Genomic DNA, 18,875 nt, shown 5'->3' with positions numbered 1-18,875 from the left:
GCTGAAGACGAAAGGAATGAGGGAGCTAGATGAACCAGACCGCTGCGTTACACGAGGGGCTGCCGGCGAAGCTCGAGAACAAACCGTACAAACAAAACCGCTGGAAAAAAAACTTTTGGGGCTATATGTTCCTCCTGCCAGCAATCATCATCTTTATCATGTTTATGTGGGTACCTATTTTTAAGGGATTTTTGTACAGCTTCTATACTGTAGATTTTGTTAAAGGCAATACCTTTGCCGGCATGGACAATTATGCGAGAGCCCTCACGGACCCTGATGTTCTGATTGCCGTCAAAAATACAGTCTACTATATGGGACTCTGTCTGGTTATAGGCTTTTGGGTACCGATTGCTTTTGCTATTGCTATCTCGGAACTTAGAAAATTCGGCGGTTTTGTACGCGTTGCGGCTTATCTGCCTTATGTTATGCCGGCCGTAGTGCTATATGGGCTGTGGAGATGGCTGTATGATCCCGTGGGCCCGATCAATGCCTTGCTGGGCACGATGGGTGCAGATCAGATCCCGTTTCTGACGGACAGCAGGTGGTCGATGATCTCACTGGTGTTCATGGAAACCTGGCAGCAGTTCGGCTCCGGGATGCTGATTTATCTGGCAGCCGTGCTCAGTATTCCACGCGACTGGTATGAAGCTGCGGAAATTGACGGTGCCGGTGTCTGGGCCCGTATCCGCCATATCACACTTCCTTCACTGCGCAATCTGATTATCCTGATGCTGATCCTGCAGGTCATCGCGACTTCCCAGGGATACCAATCACAGCTGGCATTGCTTGACGGCGGACCCAATAAGACGACGCTGACCTATGCTCTGCTAATTGTGAAGTATGCATTTACCAGACTGGATTATGGAACCGCGACTGCACTGGGCATGCTGATGTTTGTTGTCCTCGGCGGTTTGGGCATTTTACAGTTCAAGCTGAATAAGGAGGACAATTAAGATGAAGAGCGCAGAGAGAGGGATTCTTTCCGAACATGATTTGAAGAAAACAAGCAACAAAATCGTCTACAGAATTATGGTGTTTTTCATTCTAATTATGATCTTTACCATGCTGTATCCCATCCTGATGACGATGTTCAACGGCCTGAAATCCAATCAGGAGGTCAACTCGTTCCCGCCGCATTTTTTCCCCCAGGAATGGCATTTCGCCAACCTGAAAGATGCGCTGGATTACATTGACCTGCTGAAATTCCTCAGGAACACGATTTATATTTTTGTCGGGAATATGATTATGACCCTGGTTGTGCTCGGTCTTGCTTCTTTCAGTATCTCGCGGATGAATGTGCCGTTCAAGAGAGTTTTCTATTTCTTCTTCCTGATGACGCTGTTTATTCCGGCGACCAGCTATATGATCCCGAACTTTGTCAATCTTAAGGAACTCGGACTCCTGAACCAGTATGCAGCTTTCTGGCTTCCTGCCGGGGCGAATACGTTTTATTTCCTGCTCCTGAAGAACTTTTTTGACGGGCTCCATCCTGAGATTTTTGAAGCTGCGCGGATTGATGGTGCCTCGGAACCGCGAAGCTTCTTCTCAATCGCCGTACCATTGTCCATTCCAATCTTCGCCACACTGGCGATCTATATCTTCTCGACAGCCTGGAATGACTGGTTCTGGCCATCGCTCGTCATGCATAGTGAGGACAAATATACACTTGCGACATCGATCTATAAATATGTGATCAACGTCAAGGCGCTCAATACTAATATCAAGTTCGCTATTCTTTTTCTAGTCTCGCTGCCGCCAATTTTGGTCTTCCTGATTTTTCAGAGATTCATTATGCGCGGGGTCGCGCTGTCAGCGGTTAAGGGCTGAATCAGAATATGACTTCTTCTATGCAGAGATCGTAAACATGCACACATAAAGAATATAAATACACCTCGTTTGTAAGCGATTTCTCTTTTATGATGATTTTGTTAGCTAAGTATGAATTGAAAAGGGGAGTTTCAATGCGTAAATATTCCAGCGTTTTAGCCTGTCTTCTTGTGACCGGCTCGTTGTTATCCGCCTGCGGCGGCAACAATAACAACAACGGAAATGCACAGGGGAATAAGGGAGGGGAAGCTTCACCGGCAGCTACTACTGATACAGCGGATAAAACTGCTGCTCCAACGGATGCGCCCGTGGATGATATCACTCAGAGAAAAGTAACGATCAAAATTCACTATCCTACGCCGGACTTGACAGAAATGAGGGCACAGGAAGATGACCGGATCAAACGCTTCCAGGCAGAGTATCCGAACGTCGAGATCGTTAAAGACGACTGGCAGTACAACGTAAGTGAAATCGGTGTGAAGATGGCTGCGAATGAAGCGCCGACCTTCTTCAACACTTATGCTACAGAAGCCAAATTCCTGATTGAAAAAGGCTGGGTTGCCGATATTACCGATCTTTGGAACAAATATGAATACAAGGATCAGATCAATCCGGTGCTGCAGAACCAGTTCATTATTGACGGTAAAGTCTATGGGGTAACACAGAAGGGTTATGTTACCACGACAATGATCAATAAAAAAATGCTGGATGACAAAGGTGTAGCGGTGCCTGCAATGGATTGGACCTGGGATGATATGCTAAATACAGCCAAAGGTGCAGCAGATGCCAAAAAAGGAATTTCCGGTATTGCACCTATGGGCAAAGGCAATGAAGCAGGCTGGAACTGGACCAACTTCCTGTTCGAAGCGGGCGGAGAAATTCAAAAAGTTGAAGGCGGCAAGGTTGTTGCAACCTTCAACTCCGATGCAGGTGTGAAAGCGCTGGACTTCTACAAGAAGCTGAGATGGGAAGCAGAAGCCATTCCTCAGGATTGGGCACTTGGCTGGGGTGATGCTGTAGGTGCATTCCAACAAGGACGTACGGCCATGGTAATGGCGGGTTCCGACGGAGTTATTGAGCAAGCGCTGAACCAAGGGGGATTGAAGCCTGCAGATGTGCTGACCTATCCGATGCCTGCTTTTGAAAAAGGCGGCAAGCATACCGGAGTACTTGGCGGAGACTATCTGGTCATCAATCCTAACGCTACAAAAGACGAGCAGGAGATGGCGTTCCGTTACATTACCTTTGATTATTTCTCAGATAAAGGACTTGATGCGCTCGACGCTATTCTGCAGCAGCGTAAAGCGGACGGCAAATACTTCATCCCGCCGCTTCTGGACTACTATGCTGCAGATTCCGAGTTCGGCAAGAAGACAAAGGCGGTATATGACAAGTATTCCGATATCGTGTACCAATATAACCCGGATATTATGGCCCTCTTGGACGGCAAACCGGAAGCACAGTACAATACTCAAGATTATTATGCAACCCTGTCCAATGTGATTCAGGAGCTGTTCTCCAAAAAAGGAACCGACTCCAAAGCACAGCTTGATGCTGCTGCCAAAACTGTGCAGGAGAAATTCTTTGATACTATTAAAGTAGAGTAGGAAGTTTATAAAATGGGAATTTTTATAAATGAAATGTAAAAAGCGGAAGAGGCAGGGGACGTTGTTCCCCTGTCTTTTTGCTGTAAATAGTTCTCCAAAGGTTAGGTGAGGGAGGAGGAAATCAAGGATAAGGCGGGAGGAATGAGATAAAGAAATATAGATGTAATTAGCAATAAATAGCAAAAAAATGCTTTATGAAGCCCTATAACGGGTTCATACGGTTAGAGTCCTTATTTTGCTGTTCGCAGATTGGACAAATATAAACGAATTTTACCATATAAAATGGAAATAATACCTGAATATGATTAAATGAAAGCGCTTTGAAAACAAATCAAAAAAAACTTTATACTTTGTGAAAGATTTCACTTTAAATGTTGGAGAGGATGTGATAAGATAAACGTGTAGAGAAAAACAACTAAAAATTGACAGGAGGACGAGGGAGATGGCAGTTAAAAACGAAGTCGCCGCCCAAGTGAAACAAACCACCGCTGAAGAGTATATTCAGATTTTGGTGGATAAAGCAAAGAAAGCTCAAGAAGCATACATGGCCCTGGATCAAGAGCAAGTTAACACAATCGTTCATGCAATGGCATTGGCTGGGCTCGACAAGCATATGTACCTGGCAAAATTGGCTGTAGAAGAAACAGGACGCGGTGTATACGAAGACAAAATTACGAAGAACATCTTCTCAACTGAATATATCTGGCACGGAATTAAATACGACAAAACAGTAGGCGTCGTTGAAGATAATAAATATGACAGCTTCCAAAAAATTGCCGAGCCGGTCGGAATCGTAATGGGTATCACACCGGTAACCAACCCAACATCCACAACGATGTTTAAAGCACTGATTGCCGCTAAGACACGTAATCCTATTATATTCGGTTTCCATCCATCAGCGCAAGAATGTAGTGCCGCAGCAGCAAAAATTCTTCATGATGCAGCTGTGAAAGCAGGCGCTCCTGAGAACTGTATCCAATGGATTGAGCTTCCGACAATGGACAAAACAAACGCATTGATGAACAATCCGGACGTCGCTCTTATCCTGGCAACAGGCGGATCTGCAATGGTTAAAGCGGCATACAGCTGCGGTAAACCGGCTCTCGGCGTAGGCCCTGGTAACGTACCTGCCTTCATTGAGAAAAGTGCTGATATCGACCAAGCGGTTACCGACCTTATTCTTTCTAAGACTTTCGACAATGGTATGATTTGTGCTTCCGAGCAGGCTGTTATTATTGAAGAAGCGATTTTTGACCAAGTGAAAAAGAAAATGATCGCAAATGGCTGCTACTTTGTAAATAAAGAAGAAGCTGCTAAGCTGACTAACGGCGCAATGAATGTAGAAAAATGTGCGGTTAACCCGGCAATCGTAGGTCAATCCGCTGTGAAGATCGCTGAAATGTGCGGTATCCAGGTTCCTGCCGGAACGAAGATTCTGGTAGCTGAACTCGAAGGCGTAGGCACCAAGTACCCGCTGTCCGCTGAGAAACTTAGCCCGGTTCTGGCTTGCTACAAGGTTAAGAACGCTGACCAAGGGATTGAACGCGCAGCTCAAGTCGTCGAATTCGGCGGTATGGGACACAGCTCGGCGATCCATTCCAACAATGAAGAAGTTATCATGAAGTTCTCGAACCGTCTGCAAACTGGACGTATTCTTGTTAACTCGCCTTCAACACATGGCGCCATCGGCGACATTTACAATACAAATATCGCTTCGTTGACTCTGGGCTGCGGATCTTATGGACGCAACTCGGTATCGCAAAACGTAACTGCCATCAATCTGATCAATGTGAAAAGGGTGAACCGTCGTACCGTGAATATGCAATGGTTTAAGGTGCCTGATAAGATTTATTTCGAAAAGGGATCCACTCAATACCTGGCCAAAATGCCTGATATTACCCGCGTAGCAATTATCACTGACCCTATGATGGTTAAACTGGGTTATGTAGAAAGAGTAGAGCACTACCTGCGTCAACGCCAGACTCCTGTAGCGATCGAAGTGTTCTCGGAAGTTGAACCGGATCCATCGACAACTACCGTGGAAAAAGGTACAGCTATGATGAACAGATTCCAGCCGGACTGCATCATCGCACTTGGCGGCGGTTCCCCAATGGATGCTGCAAAAGGAATGTGGCTGTTCTATGAACACCCGGATGCTGACTTTAACGGTCTGAAACAAAAGTTCATGGATATCCGCAAACGGGTATACAAATTCCCTAAGCTAGGCAACAAAGCGAAATTTGTAGCTATTCCAACAACATCGGGTACAGGTTCGGAAGTAACCTCTTTCGCGGTTATTACTGACAAAACTACTGCAAATAATACTAAATATCCGCTTGCAGACTACGAGCTGACTCCGGACGTAGCGATCATCGACCCTGAGTTTGTATATAGCTTGCCTAAGACTGCTGTTGCCGATACAGGTATGGACGTATTGACACATGCGATTGAAGCCTATGTTTCCGTTATGGCAAGTGACTACTCCGATGGTCTGGCTATCAAAGCTATCCAGCTGGTATTCCAATACCTGGAGAAATCCGCACTTGAAGGCGACAAACTTGCCCGCGAAAAAATGCACAACGCATCGACGCTGGCTGGTATGGCATTTGCCAATGCATTCCTGGGCATCAACCACAGCTTGGCGCACAAATGGGGCGGTCAATACCACACGGCTCATGGACGTACCAATGCCATCCTGATGCCGCACGTTATCCGTTACAATGCCAAGAAACCAACGAAGTTTGCTTCGTTCCCTAAATATTCACACTTTGTAGCTGACGAACGTTATGCTGAAATCGCCCGTATTCTGGGATTGCCTGCACGCACTACCGAAGAAGGCGTAACCAGCCTGATCAATGCAATCCGCGACATGAACAAAAAATTGGGCATTGAAGAGTCGTTCCAACAACTCGGCTTTGATCCTAAGGATTTCGAATCCCGCGTAGACTATCTGGCTGACCGTGCATTTGAAGATCAATGTACTACTGCCAACCCTAAACTGCCGCTGGTTACTGAACTTGCTGATGTATACCGCAACGCATTCTACGGAAAATTCGACAACTAATTGGTGATTGCTTAGCAAAGGATAAGGTTATAGGTTAATATGGAAGGGGATGGCAGTGACAAATATCACCGGAAAGGTGATATTTGTCACAGTCCTTTTTCAGAAAATAAACTAAAATGTTTATATAAAGAACGGTCCCAGTTATGAAGACGCGATTGTGAATTTAATTACAACCATATCTTTGGGATCACGAGACACGGGATTAACCTTCAAGCCCGCGATCTCTACAAATATAATAAATATAAATGGAGGGATTTAGCATGTCGGTGATTGAAAAAGATGTACAAGAAGTGAAGTCGAGTTGGAGAAGTTTTACAAAAGGTAAATGGGCCAGAAAAGTCGACGTTAACGAATTTATTTCCAAAAACATCAAGCCTTATGAAGGAAACGAAGATTTCCTTGTGGGTCCTACCAGCAACACTACTGAACTGTGGAAGATTATCTCCCAGCTGAGCAAGGAAGAAAGAGAAAGAGGCGGCGTATGGGACGTTTCCCTGGATACTGTCTCCACCATCACTTCCCACAAGCCAGGCTACATCGACAAGGACAAGGAACAAATTGTAGGCGTACAGACTGACGCTCCTTTCAAACGTTCTATTCAACCGTTCGGCGGTATTAAGATGATGATCGATGCCACCAAAGCATATGGCTTCGAGCTTCCGAACAACATTGTCGAAATGTTTACGAATATCCGCAAAACGCATAACCAAGGCGTATTTGATGCATATACACCTGACATGAGAGCGGTGCGTAAATCCGGCGTTATTACAGGTCTTCCTGATGCTTACGGCCGCGGACGTATTATCGGTGACTACCGCCGCATTGCCCTGTACGGTATTGACTTCCTGATCAAAGACAAGAAACAACAATTAACGGAGCTTGAAGTTGATTCCATGACTGAAGAAGTAATCCGGTTGCGCGAAGAGCTGTCGGAACAAATCCGCGCTCTGGGTGAGCTGAAAGAAATGGCTGCCGCTCACGGTCTTGATATTTCCAAACCGGCGAACAACTTCAAAGAAGCTACTCAATGGGTATACTTCGGTTATCTGGCAGCAGTAAAAGAACAAAACGGTGCTGCAATGTCCCTGGGACGTGTATCCTCCTTCCTCGACATCTATGCACAGCGCGATTTTGAAGAAGGTACACTTACTGAAGAACAAGCACAAGAAATCGTTGACCATTTCGTAATGAAACTGCGTATTGTGAAATTCCTGCGTACGCCTGACTATAATGAACTGTTCTCCGGTGACCCTACTTGGGTAACGGAATCCATCGGTGGTATGGCTGAAGACGGAACAACACGCGTAACTAAGAACAGCTTCCGCTTCTTGCATACCCTGTACAACCTGGGACCTGCTCCAGAGCCTAACTTGACGGTTCTGTGGTCCGAAAGACTGCCTGAAGGCTTCAAGAAGTATTGTGCCAAGGTTTCCATCGAAACCAGCGCTATCCAATATGAGAATGACGATGTAATGCGTCCATATTGGGGTGAAGATTACGCAATTGCTTGCTGCGTATCCCCAATGCGCATTGGTAAACAAATGCAGTTCTTCGGCGCCCGCGCCAACCTGGCAAAAGCTTTGCTGTACGCGATCAATGGTGGAGTAGACGAGAAATCAGGCGTACAAGTTGGACCTGAATTCCCTGCGATCACTTCCGAATATCTGGATTACAACGAAGTAATGAAACGCTTCAAACCGATGATGGAGTGGCTGGCTAAGACTTATGTCAACACCCTGAACATCATTCACTACATGCATGACAAATATTCCTACGAACGCATCGAAATGGCGCTGCATGACCGTGACATTCTGCGTACGATGGCTTGCGGTATCGCCGGCCTGTCCGTTGCTGCTGACTCCCTGAGCGCAATTAAATTTGCAAAGGTTAAACCGATCCGCAACGAACAAGGCATTGCCATCGACTTTGAAACCGAAGGTGAATTCCCTTGCTACGGCAACAACGACGATGCTGTTGACAACATCGCGGTTGAACTGGTTGAAACCTTCATGTCGATGATCCGCAAACACAAAACTTACCGTGATGCTATGCCGACTCAATCGGTATTAACCATTACATCGAACGTAGTTTACGGTAAGAAGACTGGTACTACTCCTGACGGACGTAAGAAAGGTGAACCGTTCGCTCCAGGTGCTAACCCAATGCACGGACGCGACAAGAAAGGCGCACTGGCTTCCTTGAACTCTGTTGCCAAACTGCCGTATTCCGAGGCACAAGACGGTATTTCCAACACGTTCTCCATCGTTCCTAAGGCGCTGGGTAAAGACGAAGAGTCCCGTAAGTCCAACCTGGTATTCATGATGGACGGATACTTCCACAACAACGCTCAGCATTTGAACGTTAACGTGTTTAACCGTGAACAACTGATCGATGCTATGGATCATCCGGAGAACTATCCTCAATTGACCATTCGTGTATCCGGCTATGCTGTTAACTTCATCAAGCTGACCCGTGAACAACAGTTGGATGTTATCAACCGTACATTCCACGGTACAATGTAATTAAATTAACTGTGTAATACAGTTCTTGTATAAGATGTAATAGGAGTGAGGTGATACCGCCCTTGATTCAGGGGGCGGTAAAATCTTGCTAAAAATTAATTAAAATTTTAAGTTCTTTTCGAAAGGAAGTCATCATATGGCTAATGGACATATACATTCCTTAGAAACGTTCGGGACCGTAGACGGGCCTGGTATCCGTTTTGTTCTATTTATGCAGGGCTGCTTATTGAAATGCCAGTATTGTCATAACCCGGATACCTGGGGTCTTAATGAAGGCAGAGAAATGAGCATCGAGGAAGTGCTGGCGGAAATCGAACCTTATCTGAATTATTATAAGTCTTCAGGTGGCGGGCTTACCGTATCTGGCGGCGAACCAACGCTGCAGGCGCATTTTGTCAAACAACTGTTCACTGAAGTGAAACAGCGCTGGAATCTGCACACCACACTGGATACAAATGGCTATAATGATGGTTCGAAGATCAGCGATTTGCTCGATGTTACTGATCTTGTGCTGCTTGATCTCAAGCATATCGATGATGAAGCGCATATTAAGCTGACCGGTAAGTCGAATGATCGTACATTGAAGCTGGCCCGCTGGTTGTCAGATCATAACCGTAAAATGTGGATCCGCCACGTGTACGTTCCTGGCATTCATAATAAGGAAGAGGATTTGCTAAATCTCGGCCGATTCATTGGAACGCTTAATGGGGTAGAGAAGTTTGAAATCCTGCCTTATCACCAAATGGGGATTTATAAATGGCAAGAACTTGGCCGTCCCTATGAGCTAGAAGGGGTACCCTCACCGACCGATGAAGAAGTGCAGCGCGCTTACCGGCTGATTGAAGAAGGACGCAACGAGACAGCACTTGTAAAGTGATGATACCTATTATAGGAAGCCGAAGCCGTATCTTGCAGTAGCTTATGTACTGCGGAAACGGCTTTTTTGCTTTTCAATTTTACAGAAGGCATGTTATGTTCCAGCAGATTAAGGGAATATTTTGCAGGGAGAATGATTTTGTGTAGAGGTTTAATGACGCAAGGTCTATTTTCTATGGAATTATTTTTCAACATATGTAACTATAAATAACGTGGTATGTGAATGATTAGAGGTGTATTCGCTTACATTAGAGTATTTTATCCCTATAGTAGATGAATCTTAACCTTACGATTACACACACTGTTTTTTATAATAAGAGTTGTAAGGGAAATTAATAAATAGGGAGGGTCACCCGTAATGAGAAAAAGTATGACTATGCTGTTGTCCCTGGTTTTTGTCTCTTCTGCTTTGCTGGCTGGTTGTGGAGGCAACAATAATAAGTCAAGCAACAATGGAGAAACTGCAGCACCAAGCAATTCAGCTGCTGCAACCAATGCTGCTGCCACTGATGAGCCTGCCAGCGCTGAGCCTTTCGAAATGACGATCCGTCATACACAGGTTGGTGCCGATAAGCAGAAACGTCTTGCTATTCTGGAGGATGTGGTAGGCAAGGTTCAGAGTGAAGTGCCGGGCCTGACATTCAAACTGGATGGTGTAGATTCTGATGTGAACCGCAAAGAGAAGCTGCGCGGTGAAATGGCCGCCGGCAATCCTCCGGCAGTGTTCGATCTCTTTGGGAGCCCTGACTCCAAAATATACGCCAAAGAAGGAAAATTGCTTGACCTGACCCCGATTCTCGAAGAATTGGGCATTAAAGATAAATTCTCGAATCTTGATCCATTCACTTATGAAGGGAAAATTTACGGATTGCCAATCGGCGGTTCCGGTGAAGGTTTCTTCTATAATAAAGAATATTATGGCAGCAAGGGCTGGGAAGCTCCGAAGACCTTTGCAGAGCTTGAGCAGCAACTGGCCGATATTAAGGCTGATGGCAAAGTACCACTGGCTGGCGCATCCAAGGCTGGCTGGGTGCCACTGATGCTGGCCAACCACCTCTGGTCACGTTATGCCGGACCGGATGTAACGGCTAAATTCGCGACTGGTGAAGCCAAATGGAGCGATGCTAATGTAGTGAAAGGTTTTGCGAAATACAAGGAATGGGTAGATAAAGGCTACTTCAAAAAAGGCGAGCTTGGTTTCGAATATGCTGAGTATACCACCCAGTTCACTAGTGGCGAAGCCATTCTGCTCTATGATGGGACTTGGAAATCCTCTGTATTCAAAGCAGGACAATCCGGTGAAGGTCTGATCGGCAAGGTTGGATTCTTCAATATCCCGGCGGTTGACGGCGGGGTAGGCGACCAAACGGCACTGATGCGCGATGTGAACAACGGTTACGGGTTCTCGGCTTCAGCGGCAGATGACGAGCGTCAGCTGGCTGCAGTGAAATCTTTTATCAAGAATATGTACAATGAAGAAATGCAGCTTCGCGGTCTGGTAGAGGACGGAGTGCTGCCGGCCATGAAGATTGATCAGAAAATCCTGAACGAGAATATTACCGATGATCTGATGAGTGAAATCGTAGCGGTACTGAATAATTCCCAGTCTTCATTCCCTGCCTTTGACTCTCTGGTTCAAGCGGATGTCACCACCGAGATCAGCAACATTCAAATTCAGAAGCTGATCGGCGGACAGACAACACCTGAAAAAATGGGCGAGGCGCTGCAAAAAGTTCAAGAAGAAGCTAACGCAGCAGTGGAATAGGAACGGTAAATTCTATGTACCCTGGTGCTTGCTCCAGGGTGCATTTTTAAAATCTGCCCTAATCGCTCCCAGATAGTATAAGCAATCGGAGGTAGTCATGAATAAATCACTCAGAAATCCATTGGTCTTTATCCTGTTTGTTATTCCTGCACTTGTATTGTTCTTCATGTTCTTTATATATCCGATCTTCAGCTCACTTTATTACAGCTTCACCAGTTGGAACGGAGTATCGGATACGGTTAAATTCACCGGCCTCACTAACTTCAAAAAAGCGCTTGGAGATGAACGCTTCTGGGTTTCGGTGAAGAATAACGGCTGGTTTATCCTGTTCTCCGTGTGCGTGCAGGTTCCCCTGATCGTATTCTTTTCACTTTTGATTGCCAACGTTAAGAAACTGAAAGGACTCTACAAGACAGCCGTATTTATGCCTTCTATAATGTCTACTGCGGTAATCGGCATTCTGTGGGGATTTATTTATGAGCCCAATATTGGTCTCTTTAATAAGCTGATTGGTCTCGTTGGCATTGAGCCGGTGTACTGGCTGTCGGATGAGCGGTTTGCCATGCTGTCCATTCTGATCACGAATGCCTGGCAGTGGACCGGATTCTACATTGTTATGGTGCTGGCGGCTATTCTATCCATTCCTAGTGAACTGGATGAAGCTGCGGCCATTGACGGCGCTACCGGCTTTCAGCGTGCCACACGCATCACACTGCCGCTGATTGTGCCGATCATTTCCGTAGTTATTATGCTCTCCATCGCTGGTGCAATGAAGGCTGCGGATATCGTCATCGTGATGACGAAAGGCGGCCCGGCTGGATCGACTGAGGTCATGGCAACTTATATGATAAAATACGCGATCACCAATTTTAAATACGGCTACGGCAATGCCATCGCAGTTCTGATCTTTGCATTCACGCTTGTGGTTACGGCGCTGTATCATCTGCTGTTTGCCCGGCGCAATGAAAGGATTGAATACTGATGCCACGCCTAAAAAAGAGTCTGCCGCATGTTGTGCTGTTGTCATATCTGCTTGTTATTCTTTTTCCTTTCCTGTTCGTCCTGTTCTCTTCAGTAAAGAAAGACAACAACGCGATCGCCCTGAATCCATTTGGCATTCCGAAGGAATTTGCCTTCTCCAACTATGTGGAGGCCTGGGTCAATGCCAAGATCAGCACTTACTTCTTTAACAGCTTGTACATTTCAGTGTTGGCTTCCGTTGTTTCTATTTTGCTGGCGTCGATGTTTGCCTTTGCAGTCACACGGATGCGGCAGGGCAAATGGAACGGTATCCTGTTCTCGCTTGTACTGGTTGGAATGCTTATTCCTAACAATGCGCTGATGCTGCCGATTTATACGATTGTGCGCAAACTGCACATTCTGAATACACATTGGGCATTGATCATCCCTTATATTGCCAATGCAATACCGTTTACGATTATTATTTTGGCCGCATTTATGCGTTCGTTGCCCAGTGAAATTGAAGAAGCGGCAGTTATGGATGGCTTGAAGGCTCCCGGTATCTTTGCTAGAATTATTGTACCTCTGACGGTTCCCGCCATGGTTACAGTATTCATTGTTAATTTCCTGGGAAATTGGAATGAATTTTTGCTGGCTAACTATTTTCTTTCGAATGACGAGCTGCGCACACTTCCGGTGGGAATGGTCCAATTCCGCGATCAGTATCAGATGAATTATGCGCAAATGTCTGCAGGCATTGTCTACAGTGTGCTGCCGGTCATTATTATTTACGCCATTTTGCAGGAGAAAATTATTGAAGGCGTAACAGCAGGCAGCGTAAAAGGATAACCTTATTCACAGTCAGGAGCACTGCCGATGAATTTGCGCTATAAATTATTTACGGCATTTTTGGGCCTGATTATCATCCCCTTGTTTATTCTTGGCATGATTATGTTCTTCGTTACTTATAATTCAATTGAGAAGAAATACAGCCAGCAGTCCGAGTATTCACTTAAAGCGATCAGCTACAGCATCTCCAGCGTCTTTAAGGACATGAACAACGTGACAGACAACGGAATTGCTACCTCGGTGTTTCATATGGCGCTCAGCGCGGATGATCCTTCGAAACAGGATCTGACTGATGCTGAGCAGCTGAGCCTGAATGCCAGCCAGCGAAATTTCCGTAGTCTGCTGTATAATCACCCTTCGATCAGCTATGCCTTTCTGTACAATTTTAACGGTAAAGGCAGCTCGGAGATCGTATCGGTATTCAACAAGGAAAATTTCCGCACACTCCCTTACGATAAATTCAAAGGAAGTGCTCTCTATCAGGAGGTCATGAAGCTCAATGGTGTGCCGAAATGGCTGGCACCGCATGAATATCCGGAACTGACAGGAACAGAAGCAGTGTTCACACAGATCCGGCTAGTGAAGGAGCTTAGCTTCTTTGAGGACATCGGCATTCTGGTCGTGCAGATTAAGAACTGGGAGTTCGAATCCATATTCCGGAATTTGAAGATTGGGGACAGTAACCAGAAGGTCTCTTTCATGCTGGTGAACGATGACGGAATGATTCTGCTGGATCCGGACCGCAAGCTGGACGGACAGGATTTCCAGTCGTTTACGGCGAAAAATATTACCTTCAAGGAAGGTTTTCAAAGCTTCAAAACCCAGTTCGACGGGGAGAAAAGTATTCTGTCCGTCTATCATTTGAAAGAATATCCATGGAGCCTCGTTTCTATCACCTCGTGGGGTTCATTGTCACGGGAGGTTACAGTGTTCGCCCGCTGGTTTGTCGGGGTTATCTTTCTCTGCTTCCTGGCTGCCGTCATCTTTAATTTGTTCTTTATGAACCGGATAACGGGCGGGATTGCTGTTATTGTCCGCTTTATGCGGCGGGTGGAGGATGGCGATCTTACTTCAAGGGTTGAGGAAAAGGGCAATGACGAGATGACATTGCTTGCGAAGGGCTTTAACGATTTGATGGATAAAATCAACGGCTTGTTTAATCGGATTCATCTGGAGCAAAGGCGGAAGAATCAGGCTGAGATGCGGGTTCTGCAGGCACAGATCAAGCCGCATTTCCTGTTCAACACGCTGGAGTCGATCAATGTGCTTGCTGTACAGAATGAAGGCCGCAAGGTTAGCGAGATGGTCTACCGGCTAGCCAGCATTCTGCGGATCAGCATTCAGGACAGGGATGAAATCACACTGGAAGAAGAAGTCACCCACCTGCGCAATTATCTCGATATCCAGAAATTCCGCTTCGAGGATGTATTTGATTATGAAATAGACATCCCCGAAGGGCTTATGGGCTGCGGTATCCTCAAGCTGACACTGCAGCCGCTGGTGGAGAACAGTATCCAGCACGGGTTTGAGGGGATCGGATACAAGGGCAAGGTGACTGTAAAGGGCTGGGAAGACCGCGGCAACTTGATCCTGCAGATTGAGGATAACGGAATCGGGATGACTCCGGCCCAGCTCTCGATGTTCCAGTATATGATCCATGAATCTGCGGAGCAGGCGGGACAGAACCAGGAGCATGGCATTCATCCGGAGCGGCGTGGTCTTGGGGTGCGCAGTGTGGCCGACCGTATCCGGATTGAATACGGCGACCGATACGGGATATTCATCTGTGCCAGTCCCGGTGAAGGAACAATCATTCATTGTGTCATACCTAAATACGGGCAGGGAGAAGATCATTATGCTAAAAGTATTATTGGTTGACGATGAAGCCCCTATACTGAACAATCTCAACAAGGTGCTGCCATGGCAGGAGATGGGGATGGAAGTTGCCGGCATGGCCCGCAGCGGCATGGAAGCCTTACGAATTGCCGAGGAGAACGCGCCTGACCTTGTGCTATGCGATATCCGCATGCCGGTGATGGACGGCTTGACGTTCATCGGCAAGCTGCGGGAGATGGGACTGGAGAGCGAGGTACTGCTGCTTAGTGGTTACCAGGAATTTAATTACGCCCGGGAAGCCATACGCCTTGGTGTAAAGGAATATATCTGCAAGCCGATTCATTATGAGGAGCTTGGCAACAAGGTGCGGGAGATCGGTACGCAAATCCGCAGCAGGCAGTACAAGGATAAGCTGTACAACAGCATTCCGCTGTTTCAGGAAGTGCCTGCAGCCGACGATTCTGTCAAAAAAACACCGGATCAGTTGATGAATCTGGCAGTACAATATATTTCGGAGCGGCTGCATTATGATCTGGGCATAGAGGAAGTCGCGAACAAGATAGGTATCAGCGGCAGCTACTTCTGCCTGTTGTTCAAGAACCGCTTTGCGATGACCTTTGTGGAATATGTGACTCAGCAGCGGATTGAAGCCGCCAAGTTCATGCTGGCGAGCAGCGACAAGAGCATCACGGCGATTAGCTCCGGAGTAGGTTATCAGGAGCGGCGTTATTTTACTAAAGTGTTTCAGAAGCAGACAGGGATGTCCCCCAAGGAGTACCGTGATCAATCCAGGGAAGTGTAATTGTGTTGCTGTCAGGGCGAGTGTAAGGCCTGGCGCAAGTAATGTAAGAGGAAACCGGCATTGTAAATAACTATAAAAGGCGATTAACCTTGAACGTGAAGGCAAATCGTCTTTTTTGTTTGTAATTTCTCACAGGTTAAAAATGGATTTTGATCTTTCTTTACATTTAATGAAACTTTTAAGGGCTTACTGCGTCTAATACTATGTTTTGTAAAAAGCATGTGGCAAAATTTTGCCTGCTTGTCCCTTTGGGGGCATCATGCGTTTTGCGGGGAATATAAGGATTACAGAGAGAGAACTGCAGGCCTTATATACTACAACTGGGAGTAGAAGGAGTCATATCATGAATTTTAAGAAATTATCATTAGCTGCTGTTTTGGCCATTGCACAGGTTGCCGCAGCAGTACCGGCTTTTGCCGCACCCGTCAGCACCACTTCACCGAGTAACGTGAGTACCGCAGAGGCGACACCAACACCGTCTGCATCATCTGTACCCCTATCTACTGACCCGTCGTCAGGCGGATTGTTGGACGGTACAGCATCACCGACTCCGTCTGCAGAGCCTACGGCAACACCGTTGCCGCCTGCAACGGTTACCGGTCAAACGTACATGCAGACGAACGGTATGGATCCGCAAATGCTATCAGCTACAGGCGATGACCAGCTTGTGCTGATGTTGAACAGCAACAAAATGTACGTAAACGGTGTGTTATATTTGGCCAATCAGCCGATGGCAGTCAAGAACGGCGTGTCCTACGTCTCTATCCGGGCGATGGTGGAACGTGTAGGACTGCAGGTTACTTATGATTCCAAGGCCAAGGAAACCGTAGTTACAAAAGGCAGCGATGTAATGCGCTTTAAGCTGAACAGCAAAACCTATACAGTCAATGGCAAGAAGTCTACAATGAAGGGTGCAACCTACCAGTACAAAGGAACGTTTATGATTCCTTTGACCTCGATTACATCGGCACTGAAATTAAATTATGTATTGGATACTGCTGGGAAACGTGTAATTCTTACGCTTTCCACAAAGCCTAAGGCTTCTTTTACCGTTCAACCTACTGAAATTTATGCCGGTCAAACCATGGTCAACTTTGTGACCTCCAGCAGTTCACCGAATAATACACCTATCGTTAGTGATATATGGAGTGGAGACAAGCGGGACTATTATGATGAACCCGGTATTTATACCGTTACTTATTCCGTTGTGGATGCCAATGGACGCACGAGTGATCCGTACACTGCGACCATCAATGTTCTGAAGCCGAATGAAGCGCCGGTGGCAAATTTCGTCACCGACAAGGAACAGTACAAAATGGGTGAACCGATCACTTATACGGATAACAGCAGTGATCCAGACGGCGACACGATTACAGTAACATGGACCAATAAAGCCCAGGCGTTCTTTACACCCGGTCCAAAAGTCATCAGCCTGACTGCTACGGATTCCCATGGAGCCGTCAATACGTTTGAGAAAACAATTATTATTACGGAAGAACAGCTGTATAATGAAGAGGATTTTAACCGCCTGTTCGCGGTACCTGGTACAGCATTCAAATTTGACGGCACCCCGGTCCCTACTTGGCCGAATCTAAATTACGCCACGTCTTCCGAGCCGTTTACCCTGATCCGCAGCAACAGCCCGGAAACTGTGTTCAGCGAGGGTGTTCTGTACCGTGAAACGGCTACAGGTGCAACACGTTTCCTGATTCACCATAAGAATAATTTGTCGATCAACACCAAGGTATATGTGATTGCCACAAATGACAATATGTATCCTGCGACAATTACAACCCAATATTCTGGATTTGGTGGCCCTAGCTCATTTGCAGAGCTTACCGGACAGAAATCTGTAACACGGTACTGGGAGTCGATGCTGAACGGGAGCTCGTACAAGCAAACGGTAATCCAGCCAGGACAAAGCGTATCGATTCTTACGGAACTGAACACTATAGCCATGAAGCCAAATGATAACGTCTCGATGCAAGCTGATATGTATAGTGATTTAGCAGTTACCTATTCCGTAATGATGATTGATGCGAATAAAGAGCCGATTTCTTCACTGCCTTTGACGCCTATCTTGCCGCGTGACGGAGTGCATAATCGTGGTACCTATCCGGATTCTACTCGTCTCATTAACGTTTCGGATTTGGTGGGAACCTCTCCAGCCAGACTCGTGATCGGCGATAATAACAATGATCCGAACTTGCTCGGCCTCGATGCCCTGACAGGCCTCCAGGAAACCAATCTGGGGAACTTCGGTGTACTGTACAAAATCAGGCTGGAGCGGGTAGCGGCCAATACGCTGATTACCTTTAACCCGCGTGGAGGAAACTATATGGGCACCGTTCTTGTTAACGGCAATCAAGTCGTACAGGTGCCAAACGAGAAAAGTCTGGGTAGTTCCGATTTGAACAGCGTTGTGTACCGGACCGGTGATTATGAAGGTCCAGTAGAGATCCTGTTTACTCCGGCTTCCGGCAGTAACCTGTCGGTCAACTTCCTGTTCACACCACTTCCTCCGAAGAAATAAACAGGGAAGTACTTAAGTAATACTGGAATGTCCGGCAACGGACATTCCAATCCACAAAAAAAGGCTGCCGCTTCCATCAAGGAAGGGTAGCTTTTTTTGTGTCAAATATAGGGTCATTGGATCTGAAGTCTTCCAGCAAGCAAGTCTTGGGTGGCACGTTTCATTGACGGGGCATTTGTTTTGGGGCATTATAAAGAGAGTGCAATACAAATGACCTTTGTTATGGGAGATGAG

At 46.4% G+C, this 18,875-nt stretch carries 12 protein-coding genes; all 12 read left to right on the top strand.

The window, feature by feature from the left end; genetic code table 11:
• The first annotated feature begins 29 nt into the window (after positions 1 to 29).
• Positions 30 to 953 carry a carbohydrate ABC transporter permease gene (locus AC3WT9_RS12235; protein WP_341094824.1) on the top strand — a complete coding sequence of 308 codons (924 nt, stop codon included), beginning with the start codon at positions 30 to 32 and terminating at the stop codon, positions 951 to 953.
• 1 nt (position 954) lies between these two features.
• Positions 955 to 1,827, top strand: coding sequence for a carbohydrate ABC transporter permease (locus AC3WT9_RS12230; RefSeq protein WP_341094823.1), 873 nt, complete (start codon positions 955 to 957; stop codon positions 1,825 to 1,827).
• A 134-nt stretch (positions 1,828 to 1,961) separates the two neighbouring features.
• Positions 1,962 to 3,434 carry an ABC transporter substrate-binding protein gene (locus AC3WT9_RS12225; RefSeq protein WP_341094822.1) on the top strand — a complete coding sequence of 491 codons (1,473 nt, stop codon included), beginning with the start codon at positions 1,962 to 1,964 and terminating at the stop codon, positions 3,432 to 3,434.
• 442 nt (positions 3,435 to 3,876) lie between these two features.
• Positions 3,877 to 6,498 (top strand): bifunctional acetaldehyde-CoA/alcohol dehydrogenase, encoded by a 2,622-nt coding sequence (gene adhE / locus AC3WT9_RS12220; protein ID WP_341094821.1) that lies wholly within the window; start codon positions 3,877 to 3,879, stop codon positions 6,496 to 6,498.
• A 260-nt stretch (positions 6,499 to 6,758) separates the two neighbouring features.
• The gene (gene pflB / locus AC3WT9_RS12215; RefSeq protein WP_341094820.1) at positions 6,759 to 9,020 is read left to right on the top strand and encodes a formate C-acetyltransferase; all 2,262 of its coding nucleotides are present in this window, start codon (positions 6,759 to 6,761) and stop codon (positions 9,018 to 9,020) included.
• A gap of 136 nt (positions 9,021 to 9,156) precedes the next feature.
• Complete coding sequence (gene pflA / locus AC3WT9_RS12210; protein WP_341094819.1) at positions 9,157 to 9,897, top strand: pyruvate formate-lyase-activating protein; 741 nt, start codon at positions 9,157 to 9,159, stop codon at positions 9,895 to 9,897.
• A gap of 357 nt (positions 9,898 to 10,254) precedes the next feature.
• On the top strand, positions 10,255 to 11,661 hold the full coding sequence (locus tag AC3WT9_RS12205; RefSeq protein WP_341094817.1) for an extracellular solute-binding protein: 1,407 nt from the start codon (positions 10,255 to 10,257) through the stop codon (positions 11,659 to 11,661).
• A 97-nt stretch (positions 11,662 to 11,758) separates the two neighbouring features.
• Positions 11,759 to 12,643, top strand: coding sequence for a carbohydrate ABC transporter permease (locus AC3WT9_RS12200; protein ID WP_038594963.1), 885 nt, complete (start codon positions 11,759 to 11,761; stop codon positions 12,641 to 12,643).
• Positions 12,643 to 13,470 carry a carbohydrate ABC transporter permease gene (locus tag AC3WT9_RS12195; RefSeq protein WP_038594962.1) on the top strand — a complete coding sequence of 276 codons (828 nt, stop codon included), beginning with the start codon at positions 12,643 to 12,645 and terminating at the stop codon, positions 13,468 to 13,470. The genes AC3WT9_RS12200 and AC3WT9_RS12195 overlap by 1 nt, the downstream gene beginning before the upstream one ends.
• A 27-nt stretch (positions 13,471 to 13,497) precedes the next feature.
• Positions 13,498 to 15,348, top strand: a complete 1,851-nt coding sequence (locus AC3WT9_RS12190) for a cache domain-containing sensor histidine kinase (RefSeq protein WP_341094814.1) — start codon at positions 13,498 to 13,500, stop codon at positions 15,346 to 15,348.
• The gene (locus AC3WT9_RS12185) at positions 15,326 to 16,108 is read left to right on the top strand and encodes a response regulator transcription factor (protein WP_341379211.1); all 783 of its coding nucleotides are present in this window, start codon (positions 15,326 to 15,328) and stop codon (positions 16,106 to 16,108) included. The genes AC3WT9_RS12190 and AC3WT9_RS12185 overlap by 23 nt, the downstream gene beginning before the upstream one ends.
• A 343-nt stretch (positions 16,109 to 16,451) precedes the next feature.
• Positions 16,452 to 18,641, top strand: a complete 2,190-nt coding sequence (locus AC3WT9_RS12180) for a copper amine oxidase N-terminal domain-containing protein (protein WP_341094812.1) — start codon at positions 16,452 to 16,454, stop codon at positions 18,639 to 18,641.
• The last annotated feature ends 234 nt before the right edge of the window (positions 18,642 to 18,875 follow it).

The organism is Paenibacillus sp. EB106-06-01-XG199, from assembly GCF_058791575.1.
Note: the sequence above shows the minus strand (reverse complement) of the source record. Positions and strands in the feature narration are given on the sequence as shown.